At 73.1% G+C, this 17,245-nt stretch carries 18 protein-coding genes; 9 read left to right on the plus strand and 9 right to left on the minus strand.

Going from position 1 to position 17,245, the window contains the following annotated elements; genetic code table 11:
• Positions 1-211 precede the first annotated feature (211 nt).
• Together ACFWV2_RS14700 and ACFWV2_RS14705 are read right to left on the minus strand one after the other, a co-directional pair.
• Complete coding sequence (locus ACFWV2_RS14700) at positions 212-1,588, minus strand: DUF3152 domain-containing protein (protein WP_384405358.1); 1,377 nt, start codon at positions 1,586-1,588, stop codon at positions 212-214.
• A gap of 8 nt (positions 1,589-1,596) precedes the next feature.
• The gene (locus ACFWV2_RS14705) at positions 1,597-2,565 is read right to left on the minus strand and encodes an alpha/beta fold hydrolase (protein WP_384405359.1); all 969 of its coding nucleotides are present in this window, start codon (positions 2,563-2,565) and stop codon (positions 1,597-1,599) included.
• Positions 2,566-2,707: 142 nt separating this feature from the next.
• On the opposite strand from ACFWV2_RS14705, the gene ACFWV2_RS14710 reads away from it, so the two are divergent.
• The 4 genes from ACFWV2_RS14710 (at position 2,708) to ACFWV2_RS14725 (ending at position 4,519) form a co-directional block, all read left to right on the plus strand.
• Positions 2,708-2,923, plus strand: coding sequence for a hypothetical protein (locus ACFWV2_RS14710; protein WP_360785940.1), 216 nt, complete (start codon positions 2,708-2,710; stop codon positions 2,921-2,923).
• Between the two features lie 144 nt (positions 2,924-3,067).
• A complete protein-coding gene (locus tag ACFWV2_RS14715; RefSeq protein WP_073809023.1) occupies positions 3,068-3,727 on the plus strand; it encodes a TetR/AcrR family transcriptional regulator in 660 nt (219 codons plus the stop codon).
• A 128-nt stretch (positions 3,728-3,855) separates the two neighbouring features.
• A complete protein-coding gene (locus ACFWV2_RS14720) occupies positions 3,856-4,083 on the plus strand; it encodes a DUF3107 domain-containing protein (RefSeq protein ID WP_384405360.1) in 228 nt (75 codons plus the stop codon).
• Positions 4,084-4,249: 166 nt separating this feature from the next.
• Positions 4,250-4,519: a hypothetical protein gene (locus ACFWV2_RS14725; protein ID WP_360785938.1), complete on the plus strand. Its 270-nt coding sequence runs from the start codon at positions 4,250-4,252 to the stop codon at positions 4,517-4,519.
• Positions 4,520-4,555: 36 nt separating this feature from the next.
• On the opposite strand, the gene ACFWV2_RS14730 is transcribed toward ACFWV2_RS14725, so the two are convergent.
• The gene (locus ACFWV2_RS14730; protein WP_384405361.1) at positions 4,556-5,278 is read right to left on the minus strand and encodes a ferritin-like fold-containing protein; all 723 of its coding nucleotides are present in this window, start codon (positions 5,276-5,278) and stop codon (positions 4,556-4,558) included.
• Positions 5,279-5,764: 486 nt separating this feature from the next.
• Between ACFWV2_RS14730 and ACFWV2_RS14735 the strand changes: the two genes are divergently transcribed.
• Both ACFWV2_RS14735 and ACFWV2_RS14740 read left to right on the plus strand, forming a co-directional pair.
• Complete coding sequence (locus tag ACFWV2_RS14735) at positions 5,765-8,485, plus strand: DEAD/DEAH box helicase (RefSeq protein ID WP_384405362.1); 2,721 nt, start codon at positions 5,765-5,767, stop codon at positions 8,483-8,485.
• Between the two features lie 104 nt (positions 8,486-8,589).
• The gene (locus tag ACFWV2_RS14740) at positions 8,590-9,477 is read left to right on the plus strand and encodes an alpha/beta fold hydrolase (RefSeq protein WP_384405363.1); all 888 of its coding nucleotides are present in this window, start codon (positions 8,590-8,592) and stop codon (positions 9,475-9,477) included.
• On the opposite strand, the gene ACFWV2_RS14745 is transcribed toward ACFWV2_RS14740, so the two are convergent.
• Positions 9,461-10,390, minus strand: coding sequence for an NYN domain-containing protein (locus ACFWV2_RS14745; RefSeq protein WP_360785930.1), 930 nt, complete (start codon positions 10,388-10,390; stop codon positions 9,461-9,463). The two genes, ACFWV2_RS14740 and ACFWV2_RS14745, sit on opposite strands and share 17 nt — an antisense overlap.
• 174 nt (positions 10,391-10,564) lie before the next feature.
• Here ACFWV2_RS14745 and ACFWV2_RS14750 point away from each other — a divergent pair, with 174 nt between their 5' ends.
• The gene (locus tag ACFWV2_RS14750; RefSeq protein WP_086024648.1) at positions 10,565-10,717 is read left to right on the plus strand and encodes a hypothetical protein; all 153 of its coding nucleotides are present in this window, start codon (positions 10,565-10,567) and stop codon (positions 10,715-10,717) included.
• Between the two features lie 102 nt (positions 10,718-10,819).
• On the opposite strand, the gene ACFWV2_RS14755 is transcribed toward ACFWV2_RS14750, so the two are convergent.
• The 4 genes from ACFWV2_RS14755 to ACFWV2_RS14770 all read right to left on the minus strand — a co-directional run bounded on the left by ACFWV2_RS14755 (position 10,820) and on the right by ACFWV2_RS14770 (position 14,237).
• The gene (locus ACFWV2_RS14755) at positions 10,820-11,425 is read right to left on the minus strand and encodes a MarC family protein (RefSeq protein ID WP_384405364.1); all 606 of its coding nucleotides are present in this window, start codon (positions 11,423-11,425) and stop codon (positions 10,820-10,822) included.
• A 269-nt stretch (positions 11,426-11,694) separates the two neighbouring features.
• Positions 11,695-12,558, minus strand: a complete 864-nt coding sequence (locus ACFWV2_RS14760) for a PHP domain-containing protein (RefSeq protein ID WP_384405365.1) — start codon at positions 12,556-12,558, stop codon at positions 11,695-11,697.
• A gap of 226 nt (positions 12,559-12,784) precedes the next feature.
• Positions 12,785-13,423 carry a DUF6758 family protein gene (locus ACFWV2_RS14765; RefSeq protein ID WP_384405366.1) on the minus strand — a complete coding sequence of 213 codons (639 nt, stop codon included), beginning with the start codon at positions 13,421-13,423 and terminating at the stop codon, positions 12,785-12,787.
• A gap of 229 nt (positions 13,424-13,652) precedes the next feature.
• Positions 13,653-14,237, minus strand: coding sequence for a suppressor of fused domain protein (locus tag ACFWV2_RS14770; RefSeq protein WP_384405367.1), 585 nt, complete (start codon positions 14,235-14,237; stop codon positions 13,653-13,655).
• Positions 14,238-14,666: 429 nt separating this feature from the next.
• Between ACFWV2_RS14770 and ACFWV2_RS14775 the strand changes: the two genes are divergently transcribed.
• Both ACFWV2_RS14775 and ACFWV2_RS14780 read left to right on the plus strand, forming a co-directional pair.
• Complete coding sequence (locus ACFWV2_RS14775; protein WP_360785921.1) at positions 14,667-15,794, plus strand: magnesium and cobalt transport protein CorA; 1,128 nt, start codon at positions 14,667-14,669, stop codon at positions 15,792-15,794.
• A gap of 24 nt (positions 15,795-15,818) precedes the next feature.
• Positions 15,819-16,325: a hypothetical protein gene (locus ACFWV2_RS14780; RefSeq protein WP_360785919.1), complete on the plus strand. Its 507-nt coding sequence runs from the start codon at positions 15,819-15,821 to the stop codon at positions 16,323-16,325.
• 6 nt (positions 16,326-16,331) lie between these two features.
• On the opposite strand, the gene ACFWV2_RS14785 is transcribed toward ACFWV2_RS14780, so the two are convergent.
• The gene (locus ACFWV2_RS14785; RefSeq protein WP_384405368.1) at positions 16,332-17,093 is read right to left on the minus strand and encodes a hypothetical protein; all 762 of its coding nucleotides are present in this window, start codon (positions 17,091-17,093) and stop codon (positions 16,332-16,334) included.
• Between the last annotated feature and the right edge of the window lie 152 nt (positions 17,094-17,245).

Raw genomic sequence — 17,245 nt, forward strand, 5'->3', positions numbered from 1 at the left:
GCCTCGGCCTGGCTGCCGTCCCCGGCCACCGCGATGATCGAGCGGCGCCGGGGCGGCGGGCGCCCCCCCCCCCCCACCACCGGAAGGGGTGAATGCACGTAACTTTCCCGACCCGGTCGCGTTCTGTCGCGCTAAGCGGCGGACCGGTCACGCAGGGTCAGGCCTGGGTCGGGGCCGGCCGACCGGTGCTCGCCCGGTGCTCGGCCGGTACTCAACTGCCCGGATAGACCCACGGGTTGGCCCGGCACTTGATGCCGCCGATGTCGAGGGACTTCGTCTGCTGCTGCATCACGGGGGCGAGCGCGCCCGGGGTGCTGCAGTTCACGTGGCCGTGGCCGAGCCGGTGTCCGACCTCGTGGTTGATGAGCATCTGGCGATAGGCGAGCATCGCCTTGGGGCCGAAGGTCTCGGAGCCCTGGGCCCAGCGGAAGGCGTTGATCATCACGCGGTCCGTGGCGGCCGAGTCGCAGGACACGTTGTCGATCGTGGTGTCGAGACCGGACTTCGCGCACCAGGTGCCGGTGGTGCCGGGGCTGGCGAGCGTGAGCACGAAGTCGGGCTCTCCACTGGAGACGCGTTCGAAGGTCATCGCGCCCCGGCCGGCCCAGCTGCGCGGGTCGTTGAGGGTCTTGAACACGGTCGCCGTGAAGAGCTCCTGGTCGAGGCCGAGTCCTTCCTCGATGTCGATCCGGTAGCGGACCAGACGCCCCTTGCCCGGCGCCTTCTGGCGGCCCGGCACGGCCTTGAACTCGCCGGAGCCCTTCAATTTCGGGTCGATCGGGAACTGGCGGGCGATCAGCTGCTCGTACGTCGGCGCCGGGGGCTTCACGGGTGCCGGGCGCGTCGGGGCGGCCCGCTCCTCGGAACGGGACGCGGTGCTGTCGTCGACCGCCCGGTCGGCCGGCTGTTCGGCGGCGCGGGTGGCGGCCGTGGCGCTCCCCCGGTCGGTGACCTGGCCGGTGACGATGACGGCGAGGACGGTGGCGATGGCGGCGGCCGCGACACCGGTGAGGGTGCGGCCCATGCCACCGAGGCCGGTCGGCGCGTCCGCCTCGGGATCGTCCTCGTGGCGGGGCCCGGGAATGAACGGCGCCTGGGAACGGTCCGCTTCGGGCTCGGCGGCCCGTCGGCGCGAACCGTGCCGGTGGCCGTACGGCTGGGGCGTCGGCGCGGAGCTCTCGTCGTGCTGCGGATGCCCGCCCCGCACGGTGGACCCGAAGACGGGCGTGCCGTGCGCCGGGGTGCCCGGGGTCCCGTGGGCCGGGGTGTCGCGGACCCCCCCGCCGTAGGAGGGGGCCGGGTGGGCGGGAGTGCCGTGCGCCGGCGTGCCGTACACGGGCGTCCCGTGCGCCGGGGTGCCGTACACAGGCGTCCCGTGCGCGGGCGTCCCGTACGCCGGGGTTCCGGCCGTCTCCTGGCCGCCGCCCCCGCCCGTCGTCCTGCGGCGTCGCCCGGGACCGGGCGCGCGCCCGGCCGCCTGGCTCGCCGTTCCGGGCGTTCCCGGCGTCGCCGGTGCCCGACCGGCCGCCGTCTGCTGACCGGTGTCCGCCACCGAGGGCGCTGAGCCCTTGCGACTATGTCGTCCCACGCCCCGGATCAGCTCCCGCCGTGATCGACGATCAGGTCCCGGGCGGCCTGGGCGACCGTCTCGGGGTACTCCATCATCGCCACGTGCCCCGCCTCGGGAAGGGTGAGGAGGCGCGAGCCGTGGAAGGCGGCCGCCGCCTTCCGGGCCGTACGGAACGAGACGAGCTGGTCGCGCGCGCCGTAGACCAGGAGCGTGGGCGCGAGGACCCGCTCGGCCTGCCGCCACAGCCCGTGCTGGCCGCCGAGCGTATACGCGTCGACGATTCCGCGCGAGGAGCGGGCCATCGCGTCCCAGAAGTAGGGGAGCGCCAGGCGCCGCTCCATCTCCTCGACCGCGTGCTGGAGGCCCTCGTCGGTGACCCGGCCCGGGTCTCCGTAACAGAGGGCGAGAACACCGCGGACCCGCTGCTCGGCCGTCCAGTCCTTGGTGAGCCTCGCGAAGAACGAGGCGACGCCCGGCACCGCGAGCAGCGCGGTGGGCCAGGCCGTGCGCCGGGCCCGCAGGTCGGGCAGGGCCGGTGAGACCAGGGTGAGGGTGCGGACCAGGTCGGGGCGGACGGCGGCGACGCGGGTGGCGACGGCGCCGCCGAGCGAGTTGCCGAAGAGGTGGACCGGACCGCGCCCCGTCGAGTCGAGGAGCCGGATCACCGCGCGGGCGTGGCCGGTGACCGAGTAGTCGCCGTCGTCGGGCGGCGGCGAGACGCCGAAGCCGGGCAGGTCGACGGCCTCGCCGTCCACGAGGTCCGCGAGCAGCGGCATCAGGGCGGACCAGTTCTGTGAGGAGCCGCCGAGGCCGTGGACGTACAGCGCGGGCGGCAGACCGGCCACGGAGCCCGGCCGGGCGCGCACGCTGAGGGTGAGTCCGGGCAGCGACACGGAGCGCAGCTCCTCGCCGTCGGCGACCCGCACGGCGCGGGTGGTGCGCGGCTCGGACGGTTCGGCGGCGGTCCGGGTTCCCGGCAGCTCGGTCGACGACATGGCCGCAATATTACGAGACGATCACGTGCCGGGCGGTGTGGGTGCGGTCACAAGTGCGTGTGCGGCGGGGCGCATGTACTCCTAGGCTCGGGAGAGAGGGCCAGGGAGAGGACCGCGACCCGCGCGTGCAGGAGGGAACCGCATGACTGTCGATCCGACCGAGCCGGACACGTTCACCGAGGAGGAGGTCGATGTGCTGGAGGAGGAGGTCCCGGAGGCCGACGCCGCCGAACAGCACACCGAACTGCAGCCGCGCGAGGACGAACCGCTCACCCACGTCGAGCGTGACTCGGCGAACGAGGCCGACGCGTCCGAACAGGCTCGCGTGGTCACCCTGGACGAGGACGACTACCGCTGATTTGTTCGGTTTAATCTTGAATCGCCTGTCGACCAGGGCGTCCGGTCCATGAAATTCTGCGTTCGCACCGCGCACAGCCGGGTTACCCAAAAGTACGATGGCGACGCGTGCGACAGCGCGTACGGATCGATTGTGGGAGGCCGCGTGAGCGCCATCGAGCAGACAGAGGCAGCACGCCCTCGGGGCACGCGCCTGCCGCGACGTGCCCGACGGAACCAGCTCCTCGGCGCGGCCCAGGAGGTCTTCGTCGCCCAGGGGTACCACTCGGCCGCGATGGACGACATCGCCGAGCGCGCGGGCGTCAGCAAGCCGGTGCTCTACCAGCACTTCCCCGGGAAGCTGGAGCTCTACCTGGCCCTCCTCGACCAGCACTGCGAGTCCCTCCTGCTCGCGGTGCGCACGGCCCTCGCCTCCACCACCGACAACAAGCTGCGGGTCGCGGCCACGATGGACGCCTACTTCGCCTACGTCGAGGACGAGGGCGGCGCCTTCCGGCTGGTCTTCGAGTCCGACCTCACGAACGAGCCGGCCGTACGCGAGCGCGTGGACCGGGTGAGCCTGCAGTGCGCCGAGGCGATCTCCGACGTGATCGCCGAGGACACCGGGCTCTCCAAGGACGAGTCGATGCTGCTCGCCGTGGGCCTCGGCGGCGTCTCCCAGGTCGTCGCCCGCTACTGGCTGTCGAGCGAGTCCGCCATCCCCCGCGACAAGGCGGTCGGCCTGCTGACCTCGCTCGCCTGGCGCGGCATCGCCGGCTTCCCGCTCCACCCGGTGGACGGGCAGCTGAGCGCCGAGGGCCACTGAGCATTCCCGTCGGCTGTTCGCTCCTGGCGTGCGCCCGCCGAACCGTACGGGTCCCCTCACCGGGCTAATGTGTGCAGCGTACGGCGCGGAAAGATCGCGCAACGCTGACCGTTCGGAGGGACATAGCCGTGGAGGTCAAGATCGGCGTGCAGCACGCACCCCGGGAGATCGTTCTGGAGAGCGGGCAGTCCGCCGAGGAGGTGGAGCGCGCCGTCGCCGACGCGCTGGCCGGCAAGGCGCAGCTGCTCAGCCTCTCGGACGAGAAGGGCCGCAGGGTCCTCGTCCCGGCCGAGAAGATCGCGTACGTGGAGCTCGGTGAGCCCACCGTGCGCCGGGTGGGTTTCGGCACGCTCTGAACCCAGGATCTACGGGGAAGGCCCGGCGGACCGTCTCGGTCCGCCGGGCCTTTCGCGTCACCGTATGTCCACGTCAGGGCGTATCTGAGGATTGTGTTCCGGAACGCAGGGGTAGGAAGTCCCCGACCGCAACACCCGCCCCGCAGCACCCGCGAGGTGATCCGCAGTGTTCCTGGAAGCCCTCGGTTCCGCCCTGCTCGGTTTCGCCCTGGCATGGGTCGCCGTGCAGCAGCTCGCCGACCGCCTCCCCGCCCGGGGGAGAGTCCTCGCCACCGGGACGCTCGGCGGGGTGTTCGGCGCGCTCGTGACCCACGGGGCGCTCGGCCCCGGCCACTTCCTCGCCACCCTGATCGGCGCGGTGGCCGTGGCGGCCGTGCTGCTCTCGCTGCTGATCCGCCCGGCCTCCCGCCGACTGCGCCGATCAGCCGCGGCGTGACCGGCGCCGCCCGTCCCCTCGTACGCCGATCCGTCGTTACGCGGCCAGGCCGAGCGCGGCCATGCGCTTGGTGTGCGCCTCGGTGATCCGGGAGAACATCCGGCCGACCTCCGCGAGGTCGAAGCCGTCCGCCACCCCGCCGACCAGCATCGTCGACAGCGCGTCGCGCTCGGCGACCACCCGCTGGGCCTGCGAGAGCGCCTCCCCCATCAGCCGGCGCGCCCAGAGCGCGAGCCGTCCGCCGACCCTCGGGTCCGCGTCGATCGCGGCGCGGACCTTCGCCACCGCGAAGTTGCCGTGGCCGGTGTCGTCGAGCACGGAGAGGACGAGCCCCCGCGTGTCCGAGTCGAGGCGTGCCGCGACCTCGCGGTAGAAGTCGCTGGCGATCGAGTCGCCGACGTACGCCTTGACCAGGCCCTCCAGCCAGTCCGACGGCGCGGTCTGGCGGTGGAAGTCGTCGAGCGCCTTGGCGAAGGGCTCCATGGCGGAGGTCGGCTCGGCGTCCACGGCGGTGAGCCGGTCCCGCAGCCGCTCGAAGTGGTGGAACTCGGCCGAGGCCATCTTCGCCAGCTCCGCCTTGTCCGCGAGGGTCGGCGCCAGCTTGGCATCCTCGGCGAGCCGCTCGAAGGCCGCGAGCTCGCCGTAGGCAAGGGCGCCGAGGAGGTCGATCACGGCGGCGCGGTACTGCGGCTCGGCGGATGCCGTGGCCCAGTCATTTGCGGCGATCCCGGTGGGTGTGGCGTTGTCAGGCGTCTCCATGGACCGCACAATAGCCCGCTCGCGCACGGGGGAAGGCGCTGGTCAGTCAGTGTGACCGTGCCCTCATCGCCATTTCTCCCAACACACATGCGCGATTCCGGGGTACAGTGATAAAGCGCCTGCTGAGGATGCGGACATGCTTTCGCACGTTCGGACGTATCCGGTGGGCCGACGCATGAATGAGGATGCCCGGTCGGTGGCCCGATCGGCTCCGGCCCGACAGCCCTTCCGGCGGACCCCGCGGAAGGGTCACCCTCAGCGGTTCGACGCTCGAGCGACGGCAGTGGTCCCGTGTCACCCGGCAGTGATCTTCCCGATCCCACCGGAAGTGTCCCGGCACGGTACGACCCCCTTCGTTCGCCTCGCGCCGCGTCTCACAGAAGAGGCAGCACCCTGACTACGACTTTCCGAGACCTCGGAATCCTCCCTGAGACCGCCGAGGCCCTTGAGGCCGTCGGCATCGTCAACCCCTTCCCCATCCAGGAGATGACGCTCCCGGTCGCCCTCACCGGCACCGACGTCATCGGCCAGGCCAAGACCGGCACGGGCAAGACCCTCGGTTTCGGCCTGCCGATCCTGCAGCGGGTCACCGTCCCCTCCGACGTCGAGGCCGGCCGGGCGAAGCCCGAGCAGCTGACCGACGCCCCGCAGGCACTCGTCGTCGTCCCCACCCGCGAGCTGTGCCAGCAGGTCACCAACGACCTGCTGACCGCCGGCAAGGTGCGTAACGTCCGCGTGCTCGCCATCTACGGCGGCCGGGCCTACGAGCCCCAGGTCGAGGCGCTGAAGAAGGGCGTCGACGTCATCGTCGGCACCCCCGGCCGCCTGCTCGACCTGGCCGGCCAGCGCAAGCTCGACCTCTCCCACATCAAGGTCCTCGTCCTGGACGAGGCCGACGAGATGCTCGACCTGGGCTTCCTGCCCGACGTCGAGAAGATCATGAACATGCTGCCGCCGAAGCGTCAGACCATGCTGTTCTCGGCCACCATGCCGGGCGCGGTCATCGGCCTGGCCCGCCGCTACATGTCGCAGCCGACGCACATCCGCGCCACCTCGCCCGACGGCGAGGGCGTGACCGTCGCCAACATCAAGCAGCACGTGTTCCGCGCGCACAACATGGACAAGCCGGAGCTGGTCTCCCGCATCCTGCAGGCCAACGGCCGCGGGCTCGCGATGATCTTCTGCCGTACGAAGCGCACGGCGGCCGACATCGCCGAGCAGCTGGAGCGCCGCGGCTTCGCGTCCGGCGCGGTCCACGGCGACCTCGGCCAGGGCGCCCGCGAGCAGGCGCTGCGCGCCTTCCGCAACGGCAAGGTCGACGTCCTCGTGTGCACCGACGTCGCCGCCCGCGGCATCGACGTCGAGGGCGTCACCCACGTCATCAACTACCAGTCGCCCGAGGACGAGAAGACGTTCCTCCACCGCGTCGGCCGCACCGGCCGCGCGGGCGCGAAGGGTACGGCGGTGACGCTGGTCGACTGGGACGACATCCCGCGCTGGCAGCTCATCAACAAGGCACTCGGTCTCGACTTCCACGACCCGGTCGAGACCTACTCCAGCTCCCCGCACCTCTTCGAGGAGCTGGACATCCCGACGGGCACCAAGGGCGTCCTGCCCCGCGGCGAGCGGACCCGCGCGGGTCTCGGCGCGGAGGAGCTGGAGGACCTGGGCGAGCCCGGCGGACGCCGTGGACGCGGTCCGAAGGCACCGGAGAAGACCGAGGAGCGCCCCGAGCGCGCCGCGCGGACCCCGCGTCAGCGCCGGCGCACCCGCGGCGGCGAGACCGGTGACGTCCCGGTGGCGGCCGCCCCGGCCGTCGAGCCGGTGACGGACGAGGCGGAGGCCGAGTCCGGCCCGCGCACCCCGCGCCGCCGCCGTCGCGCCCGCGTCGGCGCCCCCGGATCCGCGCCGATGACGCAGGGCGTGCCGGTGGCCCAGGCGGCTCCGGTGGCGCAGGCGGCTCCGGTGGCGCAGGCGGCTCCCGTGGCGCAGTCGGCTCCGGTCACCTTCGTCGCCCCGTCGGCTCCCGCCACGGCGGCCGCTCCCGCCCCCGCGGTCACCCCGGTCGCATCGGTCGCTCCTGTGGTGGAGGACGCCCCGGCGTCCGCCCCCGCGCCCGCGGCCGCCGCTCAGGCACCCGCTACTCAGGCGCCCGCCGCCGAGGCCCCGGCCGCCGAGCCGAAGGCCCAGCGGCGTCGTGGCCGCACGGCCGCCCGTCCGGAGGCCGCGAAGCCCACCGCCCCGGCCCGCGCGGCCCAGGAGCCCACCCCGGCTCCGCGCCGCCGTCGGCCGCGCGTGGCGCGTCCGGTCGAGGACACCGGGTCGTTCCAGACGGTCGAGACGGCTGCGGCCGCCCTGCGCGCCGCCGCGGCGTCGGCCGCTCCGGTGGAGGCCGCTCCGGCCCCCGTCGCCGAGGCCCCGGTCGAGGAGCCGAAGAGGGCTTCCCGTCGCCGTACGGCCAGGAAGACCACCGCGGAGCCGGTCGCCGAGGCCGTCACCGCCGCCCCGGTGGTGGCGGAGCCCGTGGCGCCCGCCGCCCCCGTGGTCACCGAGCCCGCCGCCCCCGTGGTCACCGAGGACGTCGCGCCCGTCGCCGAGGTCACGGCCGAGGTTCCCGCGCCGCGCCGTCGCCGTGTGGTGCGCAAGGCCGCCGGTTCGCCGACGGTCAGCACCCCCGTCGAGACGCCGGTCGTCGAGGCCGCGCCCGCGCCGGTCGTCGAGGAGGAGCCGAAGAAGACGACCCGTCGCCGGGTGGTCCGCAAGGCCGCCGGTTCGCCGGCCGTCTCCGCTTCCGCCGAGACGATCGTCGTCGACTCCCCGGTCGCCGTCACCCCGGTGGCGGAAGCCGCTCCGGTCGTGGAGGCCGCCCCGGCCCCCGCCGTCGAGGCCCCCGCCGTCGAGGCCCCGGTCGAGGAGCCGAAGAAGGCTCCCCGCCGCCGCACGGCCAAGAAGGCCGTCGTGGAGTCGGCCGCCGAGACCGTCGAGGCGCCGGCCGCCGAGGAGGCCCCCAAGGCTCCCCGTCGCCGCGCGGCCAAGAAGGCGGTCGCCGCCGAGGCTCCCGACGCCTCCGAGCCGAAGACGCCGACGCGTCGCCGTACGACGAAGAAGGCCGCCGCCGAGCCGGTCGCCGAGGCCGTCGAGGCCGAGGCCCCGAAGGCCCCGCGCCGTCGCACCACGAAGAAGGCGGCGGCTCAGCCGGAGAGCTGACTCGTCCCGTCCTGACCGCTGCGGCCCGGCCCCTCCCCAGGGGCCGGGCCGCAGCGGCGTCCACCGGCAGCGCCGGTGCGCGCCCCTCCGGTTACAGTCCAGACATGAGCAAGCCCCGGTCCCTCGTGCTGCCGCCCCGCACCCGCGCCCGGTCGCTGGTGACCGCGCGCGGCGACTTCGCCGTGCTCGACACGGAGCCGCTGGGCGAGCCGCGCGGCACGGTGCTGCTGTTGCCCGGGTACACCGGCAGCAAGGAGGACTTCCTGGCCGTCCTCGAACCGCTGAGCGAGGCCGGCTACCGGGCCGTGGCGGTGGACGGGCGCGGTCAGTACGAGTCGGCGGGCCCCCGGGGCCGGGCCGCCTATCGGCGCCGGGCCCTCGCGCTCGACGCGGTGGCGCAGGCCGCGGCCCTCGGGGACGGTCCCGTGCATCTGGTCGGCCACTCGTTCGGCGGCCTGGTCGCCCGGGGGGCCGCGTCGCTCGCCCCGGCCGCCTACCGTACCCTCACCCTGCTCTCCTCGGGCCCCGGCAGGGTCGCCCGGCCGCAGCGGATCCGCATCCGGGTGCTGCGCGTCGCGCTGGCGCTGCTGCCGAAGGAGCGGGTGTGGCGGGCGATGTGCTGGCTGGACAGCCGGGGCGAGGAACCGGACACGGACGACACGCCGGAGCTGGCGGGCTTCCTGCGGCGACGCTGGATGCGGACCCGTACGCCCCAACTCGCGTGCGCGGGGCGGCTCCTGCTCGACCGTCGGGACGGTACGCCGGAGCTGGCCGCGCTGCGGACGCCCCTGCACGTCGTCTACGGCTCGGACGAGATGGTCTGGCCCGTCCAGGACCTCGCGACGGCGGCCGCCCGCACCGGTGCGCACCACACCGTGGTGGCGGGCGCCGGCCACTCCCCCAATGTGTCGCACCCGCGTGAGCTGACGGACCGGCTGACCGGCTTCTGGGAGCGGCAGGCCGCGCCCGCGGGGGTCAGAACTGCGCCTTGAGGTGCTGCCAGAAGCCGTCCCGCAGGGCGCGCCGGAGGGATGCGTGGCCGCGCAGCGAGCGGCTGAGCAGTCGTTCCGCCTCGACGAGCAGGTCCTGGTCGACGGGCCCCGGCAGGTAGGGCGCGGCGGGCAGGAGTTCCGCGAGCCGGTCCCGGCCGCGCTCGCCGAGCCAGGTCGCCGCGATCTGGGCGCCGACGAAGCGCACCTCCTCGCGGGAGGGCGGCGGCTCGCCCTCGTTCTCGTACGTGGTGACGGGGCGACGGGTGACGTACGGGCGGCAGAAGTCCAGCTCGAAGGTGCGCTGGCTGTCGACCTCCCAGAGCAGCGCCTCGGCCTGGTTGCGTCCCTCGGCGGCCTCGATGCCCCAGAGGTGGACGCGGGCCCCGTAGCCCTGGGCCGCCTCGACGGCCGAGACGAGGTCCTCGTCGCCGCCGACGAGGGCGGCGTCGCTGATGGCGCGGTGGCGGGCGAGTGACTCCAGGTCCGTGCGGATGAGGGAGTCGACGCCCTTCTGCTGGTTGTTGGCGTTGAGGTTGCCGAGGCGGACCTTGACGTCGGGGAGTTCGGCGATGGCCTGCTGCTCGGGGGTGTGGATGCGGCGCCTGGCCCCGTCGTACCAGTAGACGCGGAGGAGTCTGCTGTCGGCGAAGATCGTGCGGGCCTTGTCGATGAAGGCCTCGATGAGGCCTTCCGCGTCCAGGTCGAAGGAGCGCCGGTCCTCGGTTCCCGTCACCAGCAACCCGGCCGCAGCATGGACGTAACCTGCGTCGACGAAGATGGCGTGGGTGGAGGGAGTCTTGGCGACCTCGGCCAGCATCCGCTGGAGGAGCTCATTGGTGCGCTCGATCCGCGCGTCGAGGGCGCGGAGGCGGACGTCGGTCTCGGTCACCTGTGGGGTGTCTGCGTCGTTCATACCGGGCTCATTGTCCGCCGCCCGGGGCTCGGCCGCCACACTCTCCCTCCGTCAGTAGTTAGACATCCGAAAAATTTCCTTAGCGTAAGGAATGTTTGCAGGATGCATGTCGTTGAACCCGTACGTAACGCAGTTCTCCACCAGGAGGATCAACTCAGACGAAGGGAGAAGCCCATGCGCTTCGAAATCCTGCGACTCGACGACATCGACGGCACGCCCGTCGACCGGACCGTCGTGGACGCCGCCTCCGTCAACCGGATCGTGCAGCAGGCCGCATCGATCGGCCAGCGCATCTGGATCCGCCCCGCCGAGACCTCGGCCTCGTAACAGGCCGGGTCCACCCCACGCACCGCGCCCCCGCGCGGACTCCGCCGGCGCGGAATCCGTACGGGGGCGCAGTGGTGTCCGGGGCCGTCCCGGGCCGGCGGCTCAGGCGTTCTGGATCACCTGGGTGACGCCGTTGATGATCTGCTGCACCGCGATGGCGGAGAGCATCATGCCGGCGAGCCGGGTCACCAGGACCACGCCGCCGTCCTTGATGACCCGGATGATCAGCAGCGAGTACCGCATGGTCAGCCAGAGCACGACGTGCATGGCGACGATGGCGGCCCAGACGGAGACCTGCGCGGCCGCGCCGTCGGCGTTCTGCACGGCGAGGATGACCGAGACGATCGCGCCGGGGCCTGCGAGCAGGGGCATGCCCAGGGGGACGAGGGCGACGTTCACGTCCTTGGTCTGCTGGGGCTCGTCGGTCTTGCCGGTGAGCAGGTCGAGCGCGATGAGCAGCAGCAGGAGACCGCCCGCGATCATCAGGGCGGGGACGGAGACGTGCAGATACGCGAGGATCTGCTGGCCCATGATGCCGAAGACGGTGATGACGCCGAAGGCCACGGCGACGGCCTGCCAGGCCATCCGGCGCTGCACCTTGGCGGCGCGGCCGGAGGTGAGGGCGAGGAAGATCGGGGTGATCCCGGGGGGATCCATGATCACGAAGAGGGTGAGGAACAGCGAGCCGAAGACGGCGACGTCGAACACGGTGGGGTGCCTAGCGGGAGAGGTGGAACGGTGGAGTGTCGCCCCCGCCCCCGGAATCCGGGATTCCGACGGCAGGGCAGGACGAGCGCCGCCGCGTCGGGGCAGGAAGCCGTACGCGGCCGCGTGAGGATGCGCGGAGTGGGCGGGCCCGCCGCCGCACGTGCGACGGCGGGCCTCAGGGCCTGCCGCCGGAGCGGTGGGACGGCGGGAAGGGGGCGGAGCGCCCGGCCCGGTACCGGCGAGTCCGGCGGATGAGCGCCGGAGCCGCCCTAGACGGAGGTTCCCCCCGCGCCGGGGACCGGGAAGGCCCCCGCGGCACGGCGGGTGATCTCGCCGTAGATCTCGGGGTCGGTCGTGTACTCGCCGAGGCGGCAGGTCTTGCGGCTGCCGTGGTAGTCGCTGGAGCCCGTGGTCAGCAGACCGAGTTCCTTCGCGAGCCCGCGCAGCCGCGCGCGCGTCGCCTCGTCGTGGTCCATGTGGTCGACCTCGATGCCGTCGAGCCCCGCCTCGGCGAGCCGCGCTATCGAGGCCTCGGGAAGCACCTGGCCGCGCTTGACGGCGAGCGGGTGGGCGAAGACGGTGACCCCTTCGGCCGCCTTGACCAGGCGGATCGCCTCGATCGGGTCCAGCTCGTGCTTGCCGACGTACGCCCGGCCGCCGTCGGCGAGCCACTGGGGCGTGAACGCCCCCGACACGTCCGGTACGACACCGAGCTCGACCAGCGCCTCGGCGACGTGCGGGCGGCCCACGGAGCCGTCGCCCGCGATCCGGGCGACCTGCTCCCAGGTGACGGGGACGCCCAGTTCCCGGAGCTTGCCGACCATGGCCCGCGCGCGCGGCACCCGGTCGTCGCGGACGAGTTCCCGCTCCGCGAGGAGCGCGGGCTCCTCGGGGTCGAAGAGGTACGCGAGCATGTGCAGGCCGATGCCGTCCATTCGGCAGGACAGCTCGGCCCCGGTGACGAGGGTCAGCCCCTCGGGCAGCGCCTCGATCGCCTCGGCGTGGCCGCGGGTGGTGTCGTGGTCCGTCAGCGCGACGACGTCGAGCCCGGCCGCCGCCGCGTTCCGGACGAGCTCGGCCGGGGAGTCCGTGCCGTCGGACGCCGTGGAGTGGGTGTGCAGATCGATGCGCACGACGCGGACTCCGGGGGCTCGGCAGCGGACGAGGGACGCTCCAGCATAACGGGCGATCCGCACCGCCCTGTACGGAGCCATGGGCCGGGTCGCCCGTTACCACCACGATCTGACGGCCGGGTCGTGGCCGTCACCGCCAGACAGCCCGGACCCGCGGTTGCCCGCCACCGGTCGGCCCGGACGCGCGCCCACCGTCACCGTCCGTCCGTCGCCCTGTCGTCCGCCGTCACGCGAGAAGTCGCGGGGTCAGCGCCCCGCACGGAAGGAGCTCGACCTCGGCGCCCGCGTCCCGCAGGTCCGTCAGGACCAGTTCGTCGTACATGAGCAGGCCGGACTGCTCGGGCCAGACGATCGCCCACAACCAGAGGCCCCGCGCCTCCCCCGCGAAGACCGCGCGGTCATGGGGGGTGCCCTTCACGTGCCAGAGCGGGGTGGGCCGTCCGGCGGCGAGCACCTTCGTCTGCGGGGGCTTGTCGATGGCCATGCCGGCGCCGGGATCGGGGCCGTCGATGCCGGCGTACCGGGCGCCGAGGCCGACTCCGAGCTCCTCCGCGACGAGCAGCAGCTCACCGAGGCCGCCGAGCGGTCCGGGGCCCGAGCAGGCGACGGCGGTCGCGCGTCCACCGCTGCGGTCGTCACCGGCGTACGCGACCCCGGTGAAGAGCCAGCCGACGGGCAGGGGCCACGGCATCCACACGGGCACCTGCGACCGGTTCACCACGACACCGAGGGCCTCGACGCTCGGCGGGATCACCGGCTGGAGCGGATGCACCGAGCCGTGCACGTCGCACTGCCAGGAGTCGGCGAACAGACCGGGCGCCCTGACCCGGCCACCGCACTTCGGACAACTGGGTTCGCCCCTCATAGGGCTCAACGGTCCTACCCCTCGGGCCGCGCGTCAAGGACGCCCACCTGACGATCACCCGTCCGGCCCGTGCCGTTCACCCTGAGCCACCCCGGGCCCGACCGGCGCCCGATCCACGCCGTCCCACCGCGCGCACGGCGCTCGATCCGGTGCCGCGCGAGCGCGGCACCCAGCACCCGATCCAGACCCCGCGACCGCGCGACCGGCGCCGGACCCACGGCCCCGCCGCTCAGTCCAGGTCCACGGACCGGCGCAGGGGGTCGCGCAGGTCCGTGCCGCGCGCCAGCCAGCGTTCCTCCAGGGCCTGCGCCCCGTGCACCCGCTTCCACGCCGCCTCGTTGGGGGTCATCGGGAGCAGCGGCAGGAAACGCACCGGGTCCATCGGGTCGTCGAGGTCCAGGTCCTCGACGAGGCCGCCCGACTCGCCGACGAGGACGGAGCTGAAGGCGGCGCCCGGCCAGAGCGGCTCGCCGACGTCGAGCGACGCGCCGGGGGCCACGATCACTCCCTCGACCTGGGGGGTGGCGGCGAGGACGGCGAGCGGGCGCAGCACCTTGTCGGTCTCGGCGAGGCCGCCCCGCACCGTGAGGACGAGTTCCGCGCGCGGGCCCTTCACCGGGTCGGCGAGGGCGGCGGTCGGGTCGGCCATCGGCTGGGCGGACATGCCGAGGGTCGCGTACCGCACGAGGTCGCCGTCGACGAAGCGGAGCACCTCGATCCGGTCCGTGCCGAGGAACGTCACCGCGGCCCGCGCGTCCGGTTCTCCGAGCGCCGTCCGCAACCGGGCTTCGACCAGAGCAAGAACTTCTCCCATGGGCTGAGCATAAAGCGCGTATGGAACGGGCAAAGTCAGGGATTGACCCTCAGTCGGCTGATAGTCTTGGCCGCTGGTCGGGAGTCCCGAACTCCCGACTACTCGTCACACGTCATCCCTCACGGGGGACCGGCCGGAGGAGGTGGGGCTGCGATGGACCGAAGTCGGTCGGGCAGTACCAGCCGCTCTTCCGCCCCGCACCCGAGCCCGGTGCGTACGACCCACCGGTGATTCCGGCCCGTACCTCGCCGTACGGACTTCTCTCCCCGGCATCTCGCACGACGGAAGAGCATCTCGCCTTTGCCTGTCTGTAGCGAACGCCGTCACCGCGATCCCCCGGTGCCGCCCGCTTTGTGGACGACATCACTCCACGTCCCCATTCCGGGCTGTGCCACGGTCGCCGACGGCTCTCCGTGAAGGAGCATGCCCATGTCGATGATCCGTGACCTGCGCGCAGCCGTCCGCCCGAGCCTGCGGCACCCCCTGCGCAAGACCCCCACCACGTACACCTCGTACGACCCCACCCGCGACCACTCGGCCTCGACCGCCGTGGTCGACTGCGCCGTCTACCGCGACGGGGAGCGCGTCGAGGACAGCGAGTGCCTCACCCCGCGCGGCGCGATGAGCGAGGTGCGGGAGAGCGGCGGCTTCACCTGGATCGGTCTGCACGAGCCGACCGAGGCCGAATTCGCCGGTATCGCGGCCGAGTTCGGGCTGCACCCGCTCGCCGTCGAGGACGCCGTGCACGCCCACCAGCGGCCCAAGCTGGAGCGGTACGACGACACCCTCTTCACCGTCTTCAAGACCATCCACTACGTGGAGCACGCCGAACTCACCGCGACCAGCGAGGTCGTGGAGACCGGCGAGGTCATGTGCTTCACCGGCCCCGACTTCGTCATCACCGTCCGGCACGGCGGCCAGGGCTCCCTGCGCAACCTCCGGCACCGCCTCCAGGGCGAGCCCGAGCTGCTCGCCAAAGGCCCCTCCGCCGTGCTGCACGCCATCGCCGACCACGTGGTCGACGGCTACATCGCGGTCGCCGACGCCGTCGAACTCGACATCGACCAGCTGGAGATCGACGTCTTCTCGCCGGCCGCGAAGGGCGCCACGCGCGGTGCGGACACCGGCCGGATCTACCAGCTGAAGCGCGAGGTCCTGGAGTTCAAGCGGGCCGTGTCGCCGCTGCTCCGGCCGATGCAGCTGCTCAGCGAGCGGCCGATGCGGCTGGTCGATCCCGATATCCAGAAGTACTTCCGGGACGTCGCCGACCACCTCGCCCGCGTCCAGGAGCAGGTCGTCGGCTTCGACGAGCTCCTCAACTCGATCCTCCAGGCCAACCTGGCGCAGGCGACCGTCGCGCAGAACGAGGACATGCGCAAGATCACCTCCTGGGCGGCGATCGTCGCCGTCCCCACGGCGGTCTGCGGCGTCTACGGCATGAACTTCGACCACATGCCCGAGCTGCACTGGAAGTACGGCTACCCGATGGTGCTGACCGGCATCATCGCGGTCTGCTTCACCATCCACCGCACCCTCAAGCGCAACGGCTGGCTGTAGGACGCCTGCCGTTAGGCTTCGGACATGACCGACACGCTGCTCACCGGCGCCCTCGTCGAGGAGGCCACCAAGAAGTCCGGCCTCGTCTGGGTGCGCGGCACCGGGCCCGCCCGCGCGCTCTGGCACGTCTGGCACGACGGCGCCGCCTGCGTGGTCGGCGACGGCCCCGGCGAGCAGCCGCTCCCCGGTCTCCTCGACGGCGGTACGGCCGAGGTGACGGTCCGCAGCAAGGACAAGGGCGGTCGGCTCGTCGCCTGGACGGCCGCCGTCCGCGAGCTCGCCCCCGGCACCGAGGAGTGGGACGCCGCGGTCGCCGAGCTCAAGGGCAAGCGGCTCAACGCGCCGGACGGCGAGGCCATGACGGGGCGCTGGGCGCGCGAGTGCCGGGTGCTGCGGCTCGACCCGCGCGAGGCGACCACGGAGCTGCCGGACGGCTCCCTGGCCGCCGTTCCGCTGCCCTCGGCCGCCACGACCCGTGACACGGTCCCGGGCGGCCTCCCGAAGCTGCTGCTGAAGCGCCGCCGCCGCTAGGACGGGCTACGTCCGCGGCAGCTGCTTGCCGTAGTCGAGGGTCTCCTCCTTCGACGGCGGGGAGAGCGGGAAGTCCTGGTTCCACTCGGAGAGCACCACCACGCCCGCTCCCCCGCCCCGCGCGAACCGCAGCGGATACGGGGTGCCGTCGAGGGCCACGTCGAGGGCGCCGCCCTCCCCGCCCTCGCCGCCCTTGACCCTGACCGTACGGATTCCGCCGATCTGGTCCCGGTCGCCCTTGACCTTCTCGCCGTGCAGGCCGATGAGCCCGTCGAGGAGCAGGCCCATGTCGGTGAAGCCGCGCAGCTGCTTGTACGAGGGGTCGCCCTGGGGCACCTTCACGTACATGTCGTCGAGCTTGTCGGCGGCCTCGGCGTCCGACTCCGTCGGCGTGTCGCCGTCCTGGGCGTCGTCGTGCGCCCAGAAGCCCGCGTCGGCCTTCAGGTACAGCGCCTCGCCGACCCGGAGCAGCTCGAAGGTGCTGTTCTTCGTCGTCACCGAGCCGGTGGCGCCGTCCTGCTTGAGGCGCATGTTCAGCTTGAAGGTGTCGCCCTTGCTGACCAGGCTTCCCGCGAGCCGTACCGCCTTCGCGGTGTCCGCGGCGGACCGGGCCTTGCCCTCGATCTCGGGCGCGGAGAGCTTCCCGACCCCGTTGGTCCCCTCGTCCGGGTCGGCGGCGCAGGCCGTGAGTCCCACCGTCAGTCCGGCGCAGAGCGCCAGGGGCGTCACAGCCCTGCGGATACGCGATGACGGGGTACGGGCGGTCATCTGCGCTGCCTCTCGTGTCGTGGGGGGGCGGCGGGCCGTGGCCCGTGGGGACTGCCGGGGCCGGGGAGACTACCGTGTTCCCGGACCGGCGGAACGGCCGGGTCCGGTGCGGGCGCCGACGGGGGAACGGCAGCTCGCAGCGTACCCGGGGC

Origin of the sequence: Streptomyces sp. NPDC058671 (assembly GCF_042716475.1) — a bacterium.
Taxonomy (GTDB): domain Bacteria; phylum Actinomycetota; class Actinomycetes; order Streptomycetales; family Streptomycetaceae; genus Streptomyces.